This window comes from Pseudomonas sp. 9_2_1 (assembly GCF_059295275.1).
In genome coordinates this window covers 586925-601489 of the sequence record NZ_CM181239.1, presented here as the reverse complement: position 1 = coordinate 601489, position 14565 = coordinate 586925, and the positions used below count along the sequence as shown (strand labels likewise).

The window sequence follows — 14565 nt, the reverse complement described above, 5'->3', positions numbered from 1 at the left end:
ACAGCAGTCATGTGGTCATTCAGCGCCTGGCGGCGCAAGCGCACCCTGGCGCGCTACCCCATCGCCCCCCAGCAATGGCAGGCCGTGCGCGCGCGCCTGCCGATGCTGGACGGCATCAGTGACGAAGAAGACCACTGGCTGCGCGAAGCCTGCATCCTTTTCCTGCTCGAAAAACACCTCACCTGCCTGCCAGGCGTCGAGCCGGACGATGAGCAACGGCTGTTCCTGGCCGCCCAGGCCCAGTTACCGTTGCTGCACCTGGGCGACCTGAACTGGTATCAGGGTTTTCACGAAATCATCCTTTACCCCGACGACTTCAAAAGCCCCCAGCGCCACCGCGACGCCAGCGGCGTGGAGCACGTCTGGGATGGCGAGCACAGCGGCGAGGCCTGGCAACAGGGCCCGATCATCCTCGCCTGGAACGGCGTGCTGGCCAGCGGCGGCTGGGAAGCCTACAACCTGGTCATCCACGAACTGGCGCACAAGCTGGACATGCTCAACGGCGATGCCAATGGCCTGCCGCCGCTGCACAGCGGCATGCCTGTGGATGAATGGGCGCACGCCATGCAACAGGCCTACGACGACCTCAACCGCCAGCTGGACAACGACCCCGACGCCGAAACCGCCATCGACCCGTATGCCGCCGAAAACCCGGCAGAGTTCTTTGCCGTTACCAGCGAATACTTCTTCAGTGCCCCCGACCTGCTGCAGCAGGCGTATCCACGGGTCTACCATCAGCTGTCGCTGTTCTACCGCCAGGACCCGCTGGCGCGCCTGAGCCGGCTCCAGGCCGAACACCCCGACTACCGCGAAAGCCACGCCTGACGCGGCCACACATCAGGCCAGGCGTGGCATGCAGCGGCAGAATGTGCCTATAATCGCCGCCACTTTTTTGGTCAAACACGGGGGCACTGCCCAATGAGCTACAGCAAGATTCCGGCGGGCAAAGACCTGCCGAACGACATCTACGTCGCCATCGAGATCCCGGCCAACCACGCGCCGATCAAATACGAGATCGACAAGGACAGCGACACCCTGTTCGTCGACCGTTTCATGGCCACCCCGATGTTCTACCCAGCCAACTACGGCTTCATCCCGAACACCCTGGCTGACGACGGTGACCCGCTGGACGTGCTGGTGGTTACCCCTTACCCGGTAGCCCCAGGCTCGGTTATCCGCGCCCGTCCGGTCGGCATCCTGAACATGACCGACGACGGCGGCGGCGACGCCAAGGTCATCGCTGTACCGCACGACAAGCTGTCGCAGCTGTACGTCGACGTGAAGGAATACACCGACCTGCCAGCCCTGCTGATCCAGCAGATCGAGCACTTCTTTGCCAACTACAAAGATCTCGAGAAAGGCAAGTGGGTCAAGATCGAAGGCTGGGACGGCGCCGACGCCGCCCGTGCTGCGATCACCAAATCGGTTGCTGCCTACAAAGGCTGATACCGGTTGTGCAAAAAACCCCGCCTCGGCGGGGTTTTTTTTGTCCGGATGGAGGGTGCGGAGACTGGCGGTAATAAATCTTACGCAGTCCTACACCAACGCCCTACAAACGGGCCCTTTTCGTACAATTTCCGTCAACACTCGGTTCATATCCTTACTGGCAACCCGCCGCTACACTCGCGGCCATGAACACTTCCGGCGACCGCCTCAAAGCCCTTCTTCACGAATGTGGCCTGACCTCTTCTGATTTCGCTGCCCAGCGCAGCGTCACACCACAGCACGTCAACAACTGGTTAAAACGCGGCGTCCCCCTGGCCCGGCTGGACGAACTGGCCGATTTGTTCTGTGTGCATCGTCGCTGGCTGCGCACGGGCGAAGGGCCCAAACACCCCAACCCGATCCTGCGCAACTTTCCGCCCCGCCCGGCACCCGCCAACACCCCAAGCCCCTTGTCGGTGCATCGCGGCCGGGTACTGAATGTGCCCTACCACGAGGTACGTAACGGCCTGCTTTCGCCAGCTGCCGGACAACACCTGCGCCTGCCAGCAAAAGCCCTGAAAGAGCTGGGTGTACGCCCTCGCAACGCCGTCTGCCTGGCGATGCCGGCCAGCAACATGGCCCCGCTGATTCCACTGGACGCTACCCTGGCCATCGATCTGGGCATGACCCAGGTGGTCGAAGGCGAAACCTATGCCTTGTTGCACAACGGCACGCTGAGGGTGAACTACCTCAGCCTCGGCCAGCACGGCACGCTTTACCTGCACAGCCATGACCGGCACAACTACGCGGCCGAACGCTACACCGCCGCGCAGCGTCAGGCCCAGAGGCTGGAAATCATCGGCTGGGTGTTCCACTGGTCGCATTTCCGCCAGCAACGGCCCGGCTGAAACACCCTGTGCCATTTTTTGCTGGGCAGACCGCGCGAGCCCTTGTATGCTACGCCGCACATTCAGCCCCGACCGGCGCAAGCCGCAGTCCAGAGGGCTCGGCAATATCCCACACGGTTATCTGCCATCTCTTTCAGGCCCTTGATGGCCACACAGTTAAGGCGGTTGCGACTTACCATAAATTAGTCGGAGCCGTCCCCGAGAAGCCGGCCACAAGCCGGCTTTTTAATGCCCGCAGAAAATTCGCGGCGCTGGCAAAACCCTCCCGGTCAGCGCCCACCAACTCGATATCATGGCGGGCCCCAAGCGGCCGAGTGCTTCGGCTTCAGGAGTAACTGGTCCGAAACAAATGTGTAAGCGGGCTTGTTCCGCGAAGCGCCGCGCGGGCGGCGCTTGTCACAGGCGCAGCAAATCTCCCGACATGCACCTACCCGCCCCATCCCCATCAGAACTCATACCGCGCCCCAACCATCATGCTCCGCGAAGGCCCATAGAAGTTGAACGTCGAGGTCGATCCCACCCGCGACAGGTAGTCCCGGTCAAACAGGTTGTTGACGTTGAACGTAGCCGTCAGCTTCGAAGTCACCGGGTACGACAGCATCGCATGCGGCCAAGGGTGGCCGCCGTGGCGCCGATCGATCTGCAGCCTACGTAGCGGCACGATTGCGCCGAAGGTCGTAGAACCGCGGGTTGCCAGTGGGGTGGCCCTGTGCTGTATGCTTGGCCGGTCTTCAGGGCGGGGTGCAAGTCCCCACCGGCGGTAAATCGAAAGATGAGCCCGCGAGCGCCCCGGCCATGCCGGGGGTCAGCAGATCTGGTGCGACTCCAGAGCCGACGGTCATAGTCCGGATGAAAGAAGGCGTCAGGCAGGGGCCATTTCGGGCGCCCCTGCGCGCGCATTTTGTTCGCCCCGAGACGTTCATCGATCATTCACGAGGAGCGTTTCATGTCCACCCGCTACCACCCGCAATACCCCAACGTTACTGCCGCCATCGCTGCCTTCAAGGCCGGGCGCCCTGTGCTGCTGCTCGACGATGACGACCGCGAGGACGAAGCGGACATCATTGCCGCCGCCGAGAACATTTCGTTGCAGACCATGGCCATGATGATTCGCGATTGCAGCGGCATCGTCTGCCTGTGCCTGGACGAGGCAACCGTCGACGAGCTGCAGCTGGCGCCGATGGTGCAGAACAACCAGGCCCGGCATGGCACTGGCTTCACCGTCACTATCGAGGCGGCAGAAGGCATCACTACCGGCGTTTCGGCCCAGGACCGCATTACCACCATTGCTGCGGCACTGCGCTCCACTGCCGAACAGCGCCACATTGTCAGCCCGGGGCATGTATTCCCGCTGCGCGCCCGCAATGGCGGGGTGCTTACCCGCCGTGGCCACACCGAGGGCTCGGTGGACCTGGCACGCCTGGCCGGCCTGCGTCCGGCGGCGGTGCTGTGCGAGCTGATGAACCCCGATGGCAGCATGGCCCGCGGCGAGCAGGTGGCAGTGTACGCGCGGCAATACAATCTGCCGGTGCTGACCATCGAGGAACTGGCGCGCTACCGGGAAGCGATGGTGGAGCTGGAAGCCGAGCCTGCCTGATAGTCCACACTGGGTCCATTCGCGGGCAAGCCCGCGAATGGGGCCTTGAAACCAGCCTCATTACCCCTGAAGTTTGCTCCCCCCGCCCCGCTCTGCTAGTGTCGCGCCGTTCTGACCAGCTACCGAGACAGTCGCCATGGCCCGCAAAAAAGCCTCCCTCGATTTCGAGCAATCCCTCGCAGACCTGCAAGCATTGGTCGAGCGCCTGGAGAACGGCGAATTGTCGCTGGAAGACTCGCTGGCCGCCTTCGAGCAAGGCATCGCCCTGACTCGGGACTGCCAAGGCGCCCTGGCGCAGGCCGAGCAGAAGGTGCAGATTCTGCTGGAGCGCGATGGCGAACTGGCCGCGCAGCCTTTCGATGCGGAGCCGGAAGCATGATTGGCACCTACCAGGCCAACTGCCAGGCGCGTGTCGACGCAGCCCTCGAGCCGCTGTTCGTCGCGCCTACCGATGAACTGCAACGCCTTTACGCCGCCATGCGCTACAGCGTGATGAACGGCGGCAAGCGGGTACGCCCGTTGCTGGCCTACGCGGCCTGCGAAGCGCTGGGTGCCCCGGCCGAACAAGCCAACGGCGCTGCCTGCGCTGTCGAGCTGATCCACGCCTACTCGCTGGTACATGATGACCTGCCGGCCATGGACGACGATGACCTGCGCCGTGGCCAGCCAACTACCCACAAAGCATTCGACGAAGCCTGCGCCATCCTCGCTGGCGACGGCTTGCAAAGCCTGGCCTTCGCCGCCCTGCTCGACCCGGGTTTGAGCCCGCAGGCCGACAGCATCCGCCTGGCCATGGTGCAGACCCTGGCCAAGGCTGCCGGCCCGGCCGGCATGGTCGGCGGCCAGGCCATCGACCTGGGCTCGGTTGGCCTGAAACTGGACCAGCAGGCGCTGGAATTCATGCACCGGCACAAGACCGGTGCACTGATCGAAGCCAGCGTGCGCCTGGGCGCCCTGGCCAGTGCCCGCGCCGAACCGGCGCAGCTGGATGCGCTGCAGACGTATGCACAGGCCATCGGGCTGGCGTTCCAGGTGCAGGACGATATCCTCGACGTGGAAAGCGACACCGCCACCCTGGGCAAGCGCCAAGGCGCTGACATAGCCCGTGACAAACCGACCTACCCGGCCCTGCTCGGCCTGGAAGCGGCCAAGGCCTATGCGATAGAACTGCGCGACCAGGCGTTGCTCGCACTGCAAGGCTTCGGCGAAAACGCCGAGCCGCTGCGGGCGCTGGCGCGTTACATCGTCGAACGCCGCAACTAAGCTGCTACATCAATCCTTGTAGGAGCGAGGTTTACCCGCGAATGCGATTGTTGATCCAGCGCCGCATTCACAGGTAAAGCTGCGCCCACCAGGGGCCCCGCAACCCGTGGTCGAATGGGCACTTTTCCCACAATGGGGTAAACTGCCGCCACTTCAAACCTATAACGACTCGCCTGATGCCCACGACGTTTCAAGAGATCCCCCGCGAACGCCCGGTCACGCCGTTGCTCGACCGCGCTGACACGCCTGCCGGCCTGCGCCGGCTGGCCGAAGCCGACCTGGAGACCCTGGCCGACGAATTGCGCCAGGAACTGCTCTACACCGTGGGTCAGACCGGTGGGCATTTTGGTGCCGGTCTGGGCGTGATCGAGCTGACCATCGCCCTGCACTACGTTTTCGACACCCCGGACGACCGGCTGGTGTGGGACGTGGGCCACCAGGCCTACCCGCACAAGATCCTCACCGGGCGCCGCAACCGCATGCTCAGCCTGCGCCAGAAGGACGGCATCGCCGCCTTCCCGCGCCGCAGCGAAAGCGAGTACGACACCTTTGGCGTCGGCCACTCCAGCACCTCGATCAGTGCCGCGCTGGGCATGGCCATTGCCGCCCGCCTGCAGAACAGCGCACGCAAGTCGATTGCGGTGATCGGTGATGGCGCGCTGACTGCCGGCATGGCCTTCGAGGCGTTGAACCACGCCCAGGAAGTCAACGCCGACATGCTGGTGATCCTCAACGACAACGACATGTCGATTTCGCGCAATGTCGGCGGCCTGTCCAATTACCTGGCCAAGATTCTTTCCAGCCGCACCTACGCGAGCATGCGCGAAGGCAGCAAGAAAGTGCTGTCGCGCCTGCCGGGTGCCTGGGAAATCGCCCGCCGCACCGAGGAGTATGCCAAGGGCATGCTGGTGCCGGGCACGCTGTTCGAAGAGCTGGGCTGGAACTACATTGGCCCGATCGACGGCCACGACCTGCCGACCATGATCGCCACCTTGCGCAACATGCGTGACCTCAAGGGCCCGCAGTTCCTGCATGTGGTGACCAAGAAAGGCAAGGGTTTCGCCCCGGCCGAGGTCGACCCGATTGGCTACCACGCCATCACCAAGCTGGAGCCGGCCGACAAACCTGCCGCGCCCAAGAAAGCCAGCGGCCCGAAGTACTCCGCCGTGTTCGGCCAGTGGCTGTGCGACATGGCCGCCGCCGACAAGCGTCTGGTAGGCATTACCCCGGCGATGAAGGAAGGCTCCGACCTGGTCGACTTCAGCGAGCGTTACCCTGAGCGCTACTTCGACGTGGCGATTGCCGAACAGCACGCGGTGACCCTGGCCGCCGGCATGGCCTGCGAGGGCAGCAAGCCGGTGGTGGCGATCTACTCGACCTTCCTGCAGCGCGCTTACGACCAGCTGATTCACGACGTGGCGGTGCAGAACCTCGACGTGCTGTTCGCCATCGACCGCGCCGGCCTGGTGGGCGAAGACGGCCCGACCCATGCGGGCAGCTATGACCTGTCGTACCTGCGCTGCATCCCCGGCATGCTGGTGATGACCCCAAGCGACGAAAACGAGTTGCGCAAGATGCTCAGCACCGGCCACCTGTACAACGGCCCGGCAGCGGTGCGCTACCCGCGCGGTACCGGCCCGAATGCGCCGATCAGCGGTGACCTCGAACCACTGGAAATCGGCAAGGGCGTGGTCCGCCGGCAAGGCGAAAAAGTCGCCCTGCTGGTGTTTGGCGTGCAACTGGCCGAGGCCATGCAGGTAGCTGCGCAGATCAACGCCACGGTGGTCGACATGCGCTTCGTCAAGCCGCTGGACGAGGCCCTGGTGCTGGAACTGGCTGCCAGCCATGAACTGCTGGTGACCATCGAAGAAAACGCCATCATGGGCGGTGCCGGTGCGGCGGTGGGAGAGTTCCTGGCCAGCCAGGCGGTGCTCAAGCCGCTGCTGCACCTGGGGCTGCCGGATATCTATGTCGAGCACGCCAAGCCTGCGCAGATGCTGGCCGAGTGTGGGCTGGATGCGGCCGGCATCGAGGCTGCTGTCAAAGCTCGGATGGCCAAGCTCGGCCTGTAATCCCTGGGGCCGCTTTGCGGCCCTTTCGCGACACAAGGCCGCTCCTACAGAGACCGCGCCGCTCTCCCGGCCTTCGCAATACCTGTAGGAGCGGCCTTGTGTCGCGATCGAGGGCGCAGCCCTCGTAAAATGGTACTGCCCATGAAATCCCCAACCTTTGCCACCCTGCTCTGCCTCCCCCTGCCGCTATTGGCCGCCGAACGCGACGACGCCCTCAAGCTCCCCGACGTGCTGATCAGCGCCAGCCGCCAGGTCGAATCGCGCACCGCTACCAGTGCCGCCAACACCGTCTTCACCCGCACCGACATCGACCGCCTGCAGCCCAGCAGCGTCACCGACCTGCTCAGCCGCGTACCCGGCGTCCAGGTGGCCCCCACCGGTGGCCGTGGCAGCCTGCCAGGCATCTTCATCCGCGGCACCAAGGCCGCACAAAGCCTGGTACTGGTCGATGGCGTGCGCATCGCCAACGCCACCTCGGGCGACAGCGGCCTGCAGTTTCTCGACGTTGACCAGATCGAGCGGGTAGAAGTGCTGCGCGGCTCGCGCTCGGCGGTGTACGGCAGCGACGCAATTGGCGGGGTCATCCAGATCTTCACCCGACGCAGCAACGGCCCCGGCCTGCAGCCACGCCTGCGCCTGGCGGCCGGCAGCAACCAGACATTCCAGCGCAGCCTGGGGCTTTCTGGCGGCAACGACGCCACCCGTTTCAACCTGGGCGCCAGCCTGGACGAGACTGCAGGCATCGATGCCACAGGGCCGTCCTTCGCCAGCGATGGCGACCATGACGCCTACCGCAACAAGGCCTTCAACCTGAGCCTGAGCCACACCTTCGGCGAGCGCTTCGAGGCAGGCCTGAACCTGCTCGACAGCCGCGGCCGCAGCGAATACGACAACCCGTTCGGCGGCTTCGACCCGATCACCTTCGAGAGCTTTGGCCAACAGCCGTACACCGACTTCAGTGTGAGTAGCCTGGGCAGCTACTTCGACGCCCAGCTCAGCGATGCCTGGCACTCACGCCTGGAACTTGCCCACAGCGAAAACCGCGATGACAAGCGCGACAAACTCAGCGCCGAACGCTTCGTGTTCAATACCTATCGGGACCAGGCCACCTGGCAGAACGACCTGGCCCTGGGGCAGCAACACACGCTGCTGATCGGCGCTGACTGGTACCAGGACCGCGTACATGGCAGCACCGACTTCACCCAGGACAGCCGCTGGAACCGTGCCGTATTCGCCCAGCACCGCTACCAGGGCGAACGGTTTTCCACCGAACTGGGCGTGCGCCATGACCGCAACCAGCAGTTTGGCGGCCAGACCACCTGGAGCGGCAGCGTCACCGTCCCGCTGAACGCGCAGAACGATGTGCTGCTGTCCTACAGTGAGGGCTTCCGCGCGCCGACGTTCAACGACCTGTATTACCCGCAGTTCAGCAACCCGGACCTGGACCCCGAGCACTCCCGCAGCTACGAGCTGCAATGGCGCAGCCAGCTGACTGGCGACAGCCGCCTGGAGACTTCGCTTTACCGCACCGACCTGCGCGACGCGATCATCTTTGGCCTGGACTCGATCCCCCGCAACGTCGCCTCGGCACGCATCAACGGCCTGGAAATGGCGCTCAACCAGCAATGGGGCGCCTGGCACAGCCAGCTTGGCCTGGCGCTGATCGACCCACGCGATCGCGATACCGGCCACACCCTGGCCCGCCGCGCGCGACGCACCTTGAGCCTGGACCTGGACCGTGAATTCGGGCGCTTCAGCATTGGCGGCAGCTGGCAGGCGGTCAGCAGCAGCTATGACGATGAGGCCAACCGCAACCGTATCGGTGGCTATGGCGTGCTGGGCCTGCGTGGTAGCTGGGCGGCAACTGATGCGCTGAAACTGGAAGCCAAGCTGGATAACCTGCTGGACCGCAGCTCCAGCCGCGCCCTGTACAGCTACGAGGGGACCTACCACCCTTACCGTGAAGAAGGCCGCACGCTGCTGTTCAGTGTCACCTGGACGCCGGCGCTCTAGCGGCCAGCAGCGCACACAAGCGGGCGGTGGCTTCGATCATTTGCCCGCTGGGCCGCTCCAGCCCTTTGTCAGGCACCACCAGCAAGCGGTCATCGGCGACCGCACGGATTTGCGGCCAGGCCTTCCAGCTGGCCAGTTGCGCCTGGTCGCCGGCCAGGATGACCTGCGGGTTGCGCAGCAGCACCGTTTCCACATTCACTTGCGGCGCCGGTTGCGTGAGGTCGGCGAAGACATTGCGCGCCCCGCACACGGCCAGGGCATCGCTTACCACCTGCCGGCCACCGAGGGTATACAGCGGCCGGTCCCAGACCTGGTAGAACACCTGCAAGGGTTCTTCCCGTCGATACTGCTTGCGCAGTTGCTGCAGCCGCTCACGCAGGGCTTGAGCGTAGTTCTTGCCTTGCTCGGCACGGCCGACGCGCGTGGCGATGGCCTCGATCTGCTCGATCAGCTGCTCGATGCCATGGGGTTCAGCACTGAAAGTAGCGATGCCCAAGCGCTTGAGCTGGTCGCGCTGGGCGGGCGCCACGCTGCCTGGCCACAGCAACAGCAGGTCGGGACGCAGGCTGAGCAGGCGCTCCATGTCCAGTTGCCCCTGGCGCCCTACCGAGGGCAGGTCGCGCAGCGCCGTCGGTCGCTCGCCACCGTCGAGCACCCCCACCAGCAGGTCGTCGGCGTGCAGCTCGAGCATGATTTCGCTCATCGAAGGTGCCAGGCTGACGACCCGCAGCGGTTCGCCGGCCATTGCAGTGCAGGCCAGCAGCGCCAGCAGGCCAGGCAGCAGGCGCATCAGCCGAGCTGGCGCGGAATGCGATAGAGGTACAGCACCACAACGGTCGACAGTGCCAGCAGGATCTGTGGCACCGCCTCCAGGCCAACCAGCACCGACAGCGCTGCGACCCAGGCCGGGAAGCAGGCATACAGCATGGCCAGGCGCCGCACCCGCGCCAGTTCTATCCAGGCGGCAGGTTCTTCACTGGTGCCGAGCACTTTGGAAGTGGCGATCAGCGCGCGCTTGTAGGCACCGAAGCGTGGCAGGCTGAGGAACATGGTCGCCGCACCGGCGATGAACAACGGCATCGCCAGCAGCGGGATCAGCGCATCACCGCCACCGAAGGCCCAGGCCATGACCGGCAGCGGCACCAGGCCCATCGCCAGGTACTGCCACCAGGCCAGCGCCAGACGCCGCTTGACCTGGGCCCGGGTCACGCCTGGGGCACCTCGCCCTGGTGTTCGCTGCCCAGCATGTGGCCCAGTTTGCCGGCCTTGGTCGCCAGGTAGTAGCGGTTGTGCGGGTTGTGACCGGTGTGCAGCGGCACCCGCTCGGCAACCACGATGTTCATGTCGGTCAGGGCTTTGACCTTGCGCGGGTTGTTGGTCATCAGGCGCAGGGCCTTCACGCCCAGGTGTTCGAGCATCGGCAGGCAGATGGCGTAGTCGCGCTGGTCAGCGGCAAAGCCCAGGCGCTCGTTGGCTTCTACGGTGTCGGCGCCGCCATCCTGCAGCTCGTAGGCGCGGATCTTGTTCAACAGGCCGATACCACGGCCCTCCTGACGCAGGTACAGCAGCACGCCACGGCCTTCGCGGGCAATGGCCTGCAGGGCGGCCTCCAGCTGCGAACCGCAGTCACAGCGCTGGCTGAACAGGGCATCGCCGGTCAGGCACTCGGAATGCAGGCGCCCCAGCACCGGCTGCCCGTCCGCGATGTCACCCAGGCTGAGCACCACGTGCTCACGGCCGGTGGCTTCCTCAAGGAAACCATGCATGGTGAAAGTCGCGAAGGGCGTCGGGAGTTTAGAGGCGGCAACAAAGACGACGGGCACGTTGTGCTCCTGGAATAAGTTGAAAATTTCTCGTGGGCCGATTGTATCAGCAGGTTGGGGGATATGGGCGGGCTGAATACCGTGGGGCAGGATCGAAAAGTTCGATGCTTGGCAGAGTCCGGCACCCGGTCAATCGGGTTTGCACAGTCCCTGTGGGAACCGCGCCAGGCCACATGAACAGGATTCAGTGCGGTGTGCTATCTGCAGTGAACGGATACGGCTGCTTCCAGTGCTCGAAAATCGGCTTCAGCTCGCCACTGCGCACAAGTTCGGCCATGCGCTTGTCGAACAGATCGCGCAAGGCCCTGGCCCGGTCGTTGCGGGCGAAGGCCAGGTACAGCGGCAGTTCGGCTACATGGGTGCGGCGGAAACGCTCGGGGTGCGGGGCCTGGCTGAGCACGTAGTCCACCTCGGTCAGCGCATCGATGTAGAAGTCCACGCGATCGTGCTCGAGCATTGGCAAAATGCCCTCGCGGCGCTGGATTTCACGGAAGTCATGAGCATTGGGCAAGTAGCTGGAATAGTCGTAGCCACGCACCCAGGCCAGGCGGTAATTGCCTACGTTTTCCGGGGTCGGCACAGGCTTGCTGGCCAGACCAAGGGCGTAGATGTGGTCCAGATCGAAGTGCCAGCGCGGGTAGAGGTTGTCGTCGCTCTCATCCTTGTAAGAACCCACCCAGGCATCGGCCTCACCCCGTTTCACCAACCCGACTGCACGGCTATAGGGCGCACTCTGGGCAACCACCTTGACCCCGGCCGGCTCGAACACCTTGCGCAATACGTCCCAGGCCACCCCGGTACCGTCGGCGTTGGTGTAGTCGAGCCATTCTTCGCTGACCAGATGGATCTGCTTCGGCACGCCGTCGGCAGCCATCACCCACGGGGCAAAGCCAAGCAGCATCGCCAGCAGCACAGTCCTTATGGCCATTCACGCGCTCCCTGTTTCAGGCAACCGCCCACACCAGAACCTGCATGCCCAGCCAGGCGAACACGCCGGCCAGGATATCGTCGAGCATGATGCCGACGCCGCCATGCACATGGCGATCGATCCAGCGGATCGGCCACGGCTTGAGGATGTCGAAGAAGCGGAACATCAGGAACCCCGCCAGCAACCACTGCCAGCCTTCCGGCACCAGCCAGAGGGTGATCCACATGCCGACGATCTCGTCCCAGACAATGCCTTCGTGATCGTGCACGCGCAAGTCATTGGCGACCTTGCCGCACAACCAGAAGCCGAACAGCATGCTCACCCCGAGCAGCAGCCAGTAGCCCCAGTCGGGCAGCATCTGCCACAAAGGAATGAACGGTATGGCGACCAGCGAACCCCAGGTGCCCGGCGCCTTGGGCAAGGTGCCGGAACCGAAGCCAAACGCGATGAAGTGCCACGGGTTGCGCCAGACCGAAGGCGGAACGAACTCCGCAGGCACCTGGTTGGGGTGATCGGTCACGGTGTCTCCCTAAAGTGTTGATAGCCCCGCTGAACGGGGGTGATGTCATGGCCCAAGGCGTCGTGCAAGGTCACACCCTGCCCTTCGAGCACACGACCAATGGTATGCACCTCGATGCAATCGAAGGCAGCCAGAGCTGCCAGCGCCTCAGGCGGCAAGGTGAAAGCCAGTACATAGTCATCGCCACCGCTGAGGGCGGCCTGCAGCGCCGCCTCACGGCCGAGAAACGCCTCTACAGCAGGAGACACTGGCACCTGCGCCAGGTTCACCTGCAGTGCGACAGCGGACGCCTTGGCAATATGCCCACAGTCCGCGAGCAGGCCATCAGAGATATCCAGCGCCGCCGTGGCCCGGCCGCGCAGCAGCCGACCCAAGGCGAGCTGCGGCATCGGCGACCAGTAGTGGGCCAGCAGCGGCTCGGCCTGCTCGGCCGGCGCCTCGCGCTCACCCAGCACCAGCGGCAACGCCCCCGCCGCCTTGCCCAGCACACCACCGACACACAGCAGGTCGCCCGGCCGGGCGCCGCTGCGGCGCAGGGCCTGGCCAGCGGGTACACGGCCGAACACGGTCACGGTGATACTCAGCGGGCCACGTGTGGTGTCCCCACCAATCAGGCTCATGCGGCAACGCTGGGCCATGCGGCTGAGGCCGTCGGCGTAGGCCGCCAGCCAGTCAGGGCCAACGTCAGGCAGGGTCAGGGCGAGGGTAAAGCCGATTGCGGTCGCGCCCATGGCTGCCAGGTCACTTGCTGCCACGGCCAACGAACGCTGGCCAAGCAGAAGCGGATCGCAGACAGCGGGAAAATGCACGCCGGCGACCAGGGTGTCGGTCGACACCGCCAGTTGCTCACCGGGCGGAAGGCTGAGCAAGGCGCAGTCGTCGCCGATACCCAGGGCCACGCCCTCGCCACCCTGCGCACAAGGCGCGGCGGCGAAGTAATGGTTGATCAGCTCGAACTCACCCATGGTTCGCAAGCGCCTGGATCAGCGCTTGTTCGCCTTGACTTCGGCTTCTCGAAGCGACGGTGCCAGCTTGTCCAGCACACCATTGACGAACTTGTGGCCGTCAGTGGCGCCGTAGACCTTGGCGAGTTCCACGCCTTCGTTGATGACCACGCGGTACGGCACGTCCACGCGCTTCATCAGTTCCCAGGTGGACAGGCGCAGCACGGCCAGTTCGACCGGGTCGAGTTCGTCCAGGGCGATGGTCATGCAAGGCACCAGTGCCTGGTCGATTTCGCTCTTGAACGCCGGAACCCCATGCAGGATTTCGCGGAAATAAGCACCGTCGACATCGGTAAAATCGTTATCGACCCGAAACTGCGCTTCGATCTCGTTCAGCGAGTGCTTGGCCATGTGCCACTGGTAGAGGGCCTGGGTCGCGAGCTGTCGGGCTTCGCGGCGCTTGGCGCTCTTCGAGGGCTTGCCGGCATCCGCAGGTTTTGGATCGCGCGGGTTGAAACGATCGCTTTCGTCGCTAATCACTTGGCCTCCAACTGCGCCAGCAGGCTGACCATTTCCAGAGCGGACAGGGCAGCTTCAGCACCTTTGTTGCCGGCTTTGGTGCCGGAACGCTCGATGGCCTGTTCGATGGAGTCAACGGTCAGCACACCGAACGCCACCGGTACACCGAACTCCATGGACACCTGGGCCAGGCCCTTGGTGCATTCGCCCGCCACGTATTCGAAGTGCGGGGTACCACCACGGATCACCGCGCCCAGGGCGATGATCGCGTCGTAGGCGCCTTGCTGGGCGACTTTCTGTGCTACCAGCGGGATTTCGAAAGCACCCGGGGCACGGATGATGGTGATGTCGCTTTCGCTGACACCGTGGCGTACCAGGGCATCAACGGCACCGCTTACCAGGCTTTCAACGACGAAGCTGTTGAAGCGGCCAACCACCAAAGCATAGCGACCTTTGGGGGCGATGAAGGTACCTTCGATGGTCTTCAGGGTCATTCCGATATTCTCATCTTCAAGAGCGAGGCCGCATACAAGCGGCCTCGACAGGGTTCTGG

The 14565-nt window shown here is 64.4% G+C and carries 17 protein-coding genes and 1 riboswitch; of the genes, 8 read left to right on the top strand and 9 right to left on the bottom strand.

The window, feature by feature from the left end; all coding sequences use genetic code 11:
• The first annotated feature begins 9 nt into the window (after positions 1-9).
• The 3 genes from AC5O5I_RS02675 (at position 10) to AC5O5I_RS02665 (ending at position 2333) form a co-directional block, all read left to right on the top strand.
• Positions 10-825, top strand: a complete 816-nt coding sequence (locus AC5O5I_RS02675; RefSeq protein ID WP_494512027.1) for a M90 family metallopeptidase — start codon at positions 10-12, stop codon at positions 823-825.
• A gap of 93 nt (positions 826-918) precedes the next feature.
• Entirely contained in the window at positions 919-1446 is a 528-nt protein-coding gene (ppa, locus tag AC5O5I_RS02670) for an inorganic diphosphatase (RefSeq protein ID WP_016497835.1), read from the top strand.
• A gap of 185 nt (positions 1447-1631) precedes the next feature.
• Positions 1632-2333 carry a LexA family transcriptional regulator gene (locus tag AC5O5I_RS02665; protein WP_172220549.1) on the top strand — a complete coding sequence of 234 codons (702 nt, stop codon included), beginning with the start codon at positions 1632-1634 and terminating at the stop codon, positions 2331-2333.
• 445 nt (positions 2334-2778) lie between these two features.
• On the opposite strand, the gene AC5O5I_RS02660 is transcribed toward AC5O5I_RS02665, so the two are convergent.
• A complete protein-coding gene (locus AC5O5I_RS02660) occupies positions 2779-2994 on the bottom strand; it encodes a hypothetical protein (RefSeq protein ID WP_372242463.1) in 216 nt (71 codons plus the stop codon).
• Positions 2995-3056: 62 nt separating this feature from the next.
• A riboswitch (FMN riboswitch) is annotated at positions 3057-3198 on the top strand.
• Positions 3199-3279: 81 nt separating this feature from the next.
• Between AC5O5I_RS02660 and ribB the strand changes: the two genes are divergently transcribed.
• The 5 genes from ribB to AC5O5I_RS02635 all read left to right on the top strand — a co-directional run bounded on the left by ribB (position 3280) and on the right by AC5O5I_RS02635 (position 9278).
• The gene (ribB, locus tag AC5O5I_RS02655) at positions 3280-3930 is read left to right on the top strand and encodes a 3,4-dihydroxy-2-butanone-4-phosphate synthase (RefSeq protein ID WP_172286630.1); all 651 of its coding nucleotides are present in this window, start codon (positions 3280-3282) and stop codon (positions 3928-3930) included.
• A 136-nt stretch (positions 3931-4066) separates the two neighbouring features.
• A complete protein-coding gene (locus tag AC5O5I_RS02650) occupies positions 4067-4309 on the top strand; it encodes an exodeoxyribonuclease VII small subunit (protein WP_027594918.1) in 243 nt (80 codons plus the stop codon).
• Positions 4306-5193 carry a (2E,6E)-farnesyl diphosphate synthase gene (ispA, locus tag AC5O5I_RS02645; protein ID WP_172286629.1) on the top strand — a complete coding sequence of 296 codons (888 nt, stop codon included), beginning with the start codon at positions 4306-4308 and terminating at the stop codon, positions 5191-5193. The genes AC5O5I_RS02650 and ispA overlap by 4 nt, the downstream gene beginning before the upstream one ends.
• Positions 5194-5369: 176 nt before the next feature.
• A complete protein-coding gene (gene dxs, locus AC5O5I_RS02640) occupies positions 5370-7265 on the top strand; it encodes a 1-deoxy-D-xylulose-5-phosphate synthase (protein WP_494512026.1) in 1896 nt (631 codons plus the stop codon).
• Positions 7266-7406: 141 nt separating this feature from the next.
• Positions 7407-9278 (top strand): TonB-dependent receptor domain-containing protein, encoded by a 1872-nt coding sequence (locus AC5O5I_RS02635; protein ID WP_494512025.1) that lies wholly within the window; start codon positions 7407-7409, stop codon positions 9276-9278.
• Here the strand turns inward: AC5O5I_RS02635 and AC5O5I_RS02630 are convergent.
• The 8 genes from AC5O5I_RS02630 to ribH all read right to left on the bottom strand — a co-directional run bounded on the left by AC5O5I_RS02630 (position 9256) and on the right by ribH (position 14506).
• Entirely contained in the window at positions 9256-10068 is an 813-nt protein-coding gene (locus AC5O5I_RS02630) for a cobalamin-binding protein (RefSeq protein WP_494512024.1), read from the bottom strand. The genes AC5O5I_RS02635 and AC5O5I_RS02630 overlap by 23 nt on opposite strands.
• Positions 10068-10487 (bottom strand): MFS transporter, encoded by a 420-nt coding sequence (locus tag AC5O5I_RS02625; protein ID WP_172232076.1) that lies wholly within the window; start codon positions 10485-10487, stop codon positions 10068-10070. The genes AC5O5I_RS02630 and AC5O5I_RS02625 overlap by 1 nt, the downstream gene beginning before the upstream one ends.
• Entirely contained in the window at positions 10484-11101 is a 618-nt protein-coding gene (ribA, locus tag AC5O5I_RS02620) for a GTP cyclohydrolase II (RefSeq protein ID WP_172232079.1), read from the bottom strand. Before ribA ends, AC5O5I_RS02625 begins: the two co-directional genes overlap by 4 nt.
• 184 nt (positions 11102-11285) lie before the next feature.
• Positions 11286-12029: a substrate-binding periplasmic protein gene (locus tag AC5O5I_RS02615; RefSeq protein WP_172286626.1), complete on the bottom strand. Its 744-nt coding sequence runs from the start codon at positions 12027-12029 to the stop codon at positions 11286-11288.
• Positions 12030-12045: 16 nt separating this feature from the next.
• The gene (locus AC5O5I_RS02610) at positions 12046-12549 is read right to left on the bottom strand and encodes a phosphatidylglycerophosphatase A family protein (RefSeq protein ID WP_003255391.1); all 504 of its coding nucleotides are present in this window, start codon (positions 12547-12549) and stop codon (positions 12046-12048) included.
• The gene (thiL, locus tag AC5O5I_RS02605) at positions 12546-13514 is read right to left on the bottom strand and encodes a thiamine-phosphate kinase (protein WP_494512023.1); all 969 of its coding nucleotides are present in this window, start codon (positions 13512-13514) and stop codon (positions 12546-12548) included. Before thiL ends, AC5O5I_RS02610 begins: the two co-directional genes overlap by 4 nt.
• Positions 13515-13532: 18 nt before the next feature.
• Complete coding sequence (gene nusB / locus AC5O5I_RS02600) at positions 13533-14033, bottom strand: transcription antitermination factor NusB (RefSeq protein WP_172220555.1); 501 nt, start codon at positions 14031-14033, stop codon at positions 13533-13535.
• Complete coding sequence (gene ribH / locus AC5O5I_RS02595) at positions 14030-14506, bottom strand: 6,7-dimethyl-8-ribityllumazine synthase (RefSeq protein ID WP_003255395.1); 477 nt, start codon at positions 14504-14506, stop codon at positions 14030-14032. Before ribH ends, nusB begins: the two co-directional genes overlap by 4 nt.
• Positions 14507-14565 lie beyond the last annotated feature (59 nt).

What these genes read in the sequence shown, in the direction of transcription:
- AC5O5I_RS02665 (WP_172220549.1), top strand. Translation starts at nt 1,632, where the DNA reads ATGAACACTTCCGGCGACCGCCTCAAAGCCCTTCTTCACGAATGTGGC.
- ribB (WP_172286630.1), top strand. Translation starts at nt 3,280, where the DNA reads ATGTCCACCCGCTACCACCCGCAATACCCCAACGTTACTGCCGCCATC.
- AC5O5I_RS02675 (WP_494512027.1), top strand. Translation starts at nt 10, where the DNA reads ATGTGGTCATTCAGCGCCTGGCGGCGCAAGCGCACCCTGGCGCGCTAC.
- AC5O5I_RS02630 (WP_494512024.1), bottom strand. Translation starts at nt 10,068, where the DNA reads ATGCGCCTGCTGCCTGGCCTGCTGGCGCTGCTGGCCTGCACTGCAATG.
- AC5O5I_RS02615 (WP_172286626.1), bottom strand. Translation starts at nt 12,029, where the DNA reads ATGGCCATAAGGACTGTGCTGCTGGCGATGCTGCTTGGCTTTGCCCCG.
- ppa (WP_016497835.1), top strand. Translation starts at nt 919, where the DNA reads ATGAGCTACAGCAAGATTCCGGCGGGCAAAGACCTGCCGAACGACATC.
- ispA (WP_172286629.1), top strand. Translation starts at nt 4,306, where the DNA reads ATGATTGGCACCTACCAGGCCAACTGCCAGGCGCGTGTCGACGCAGCC.
- AC5O5I_RS02650 (WP_027594918.1), top strand. Translation starts at nt 4,067, where the DNA reads ATGGCCCGCAAAAAAGCCTCCCTCGATTTCGAGCAATCCCTCGCAGAC.
- AC5O5I_RS02635 (WP_494512025.1), top strand. Translation starts at nt 7,407, where the DNA reads ATGAAATCCCCAACCTTTGCCACCCTGCTCTGCCTCCCCCTGCCGCTA.
- ribH (WP_003255395.1), bottom strand. Translation starts at nt 14,506, where the DNA reads ATGACCCTGAAGACCATCGAAGGTACCTTCATCGCCCCCAAAGGTCGC.
- thiL (WP_494512023.1), bottom strand. Translation starts at nt 13,514, where the DNA reads ATGGGTGAGTTCGAGCTGATCAACCATTACTTCGCCGCCGCGCCTTGT.
- dxs (WP_494512026.1), top strand. Translation starts at nt 5,370, where the DNA reads ATGCCCACGACGTTTCAAGAGATCCCCCGCGAACGCCCGGTCACGCCG.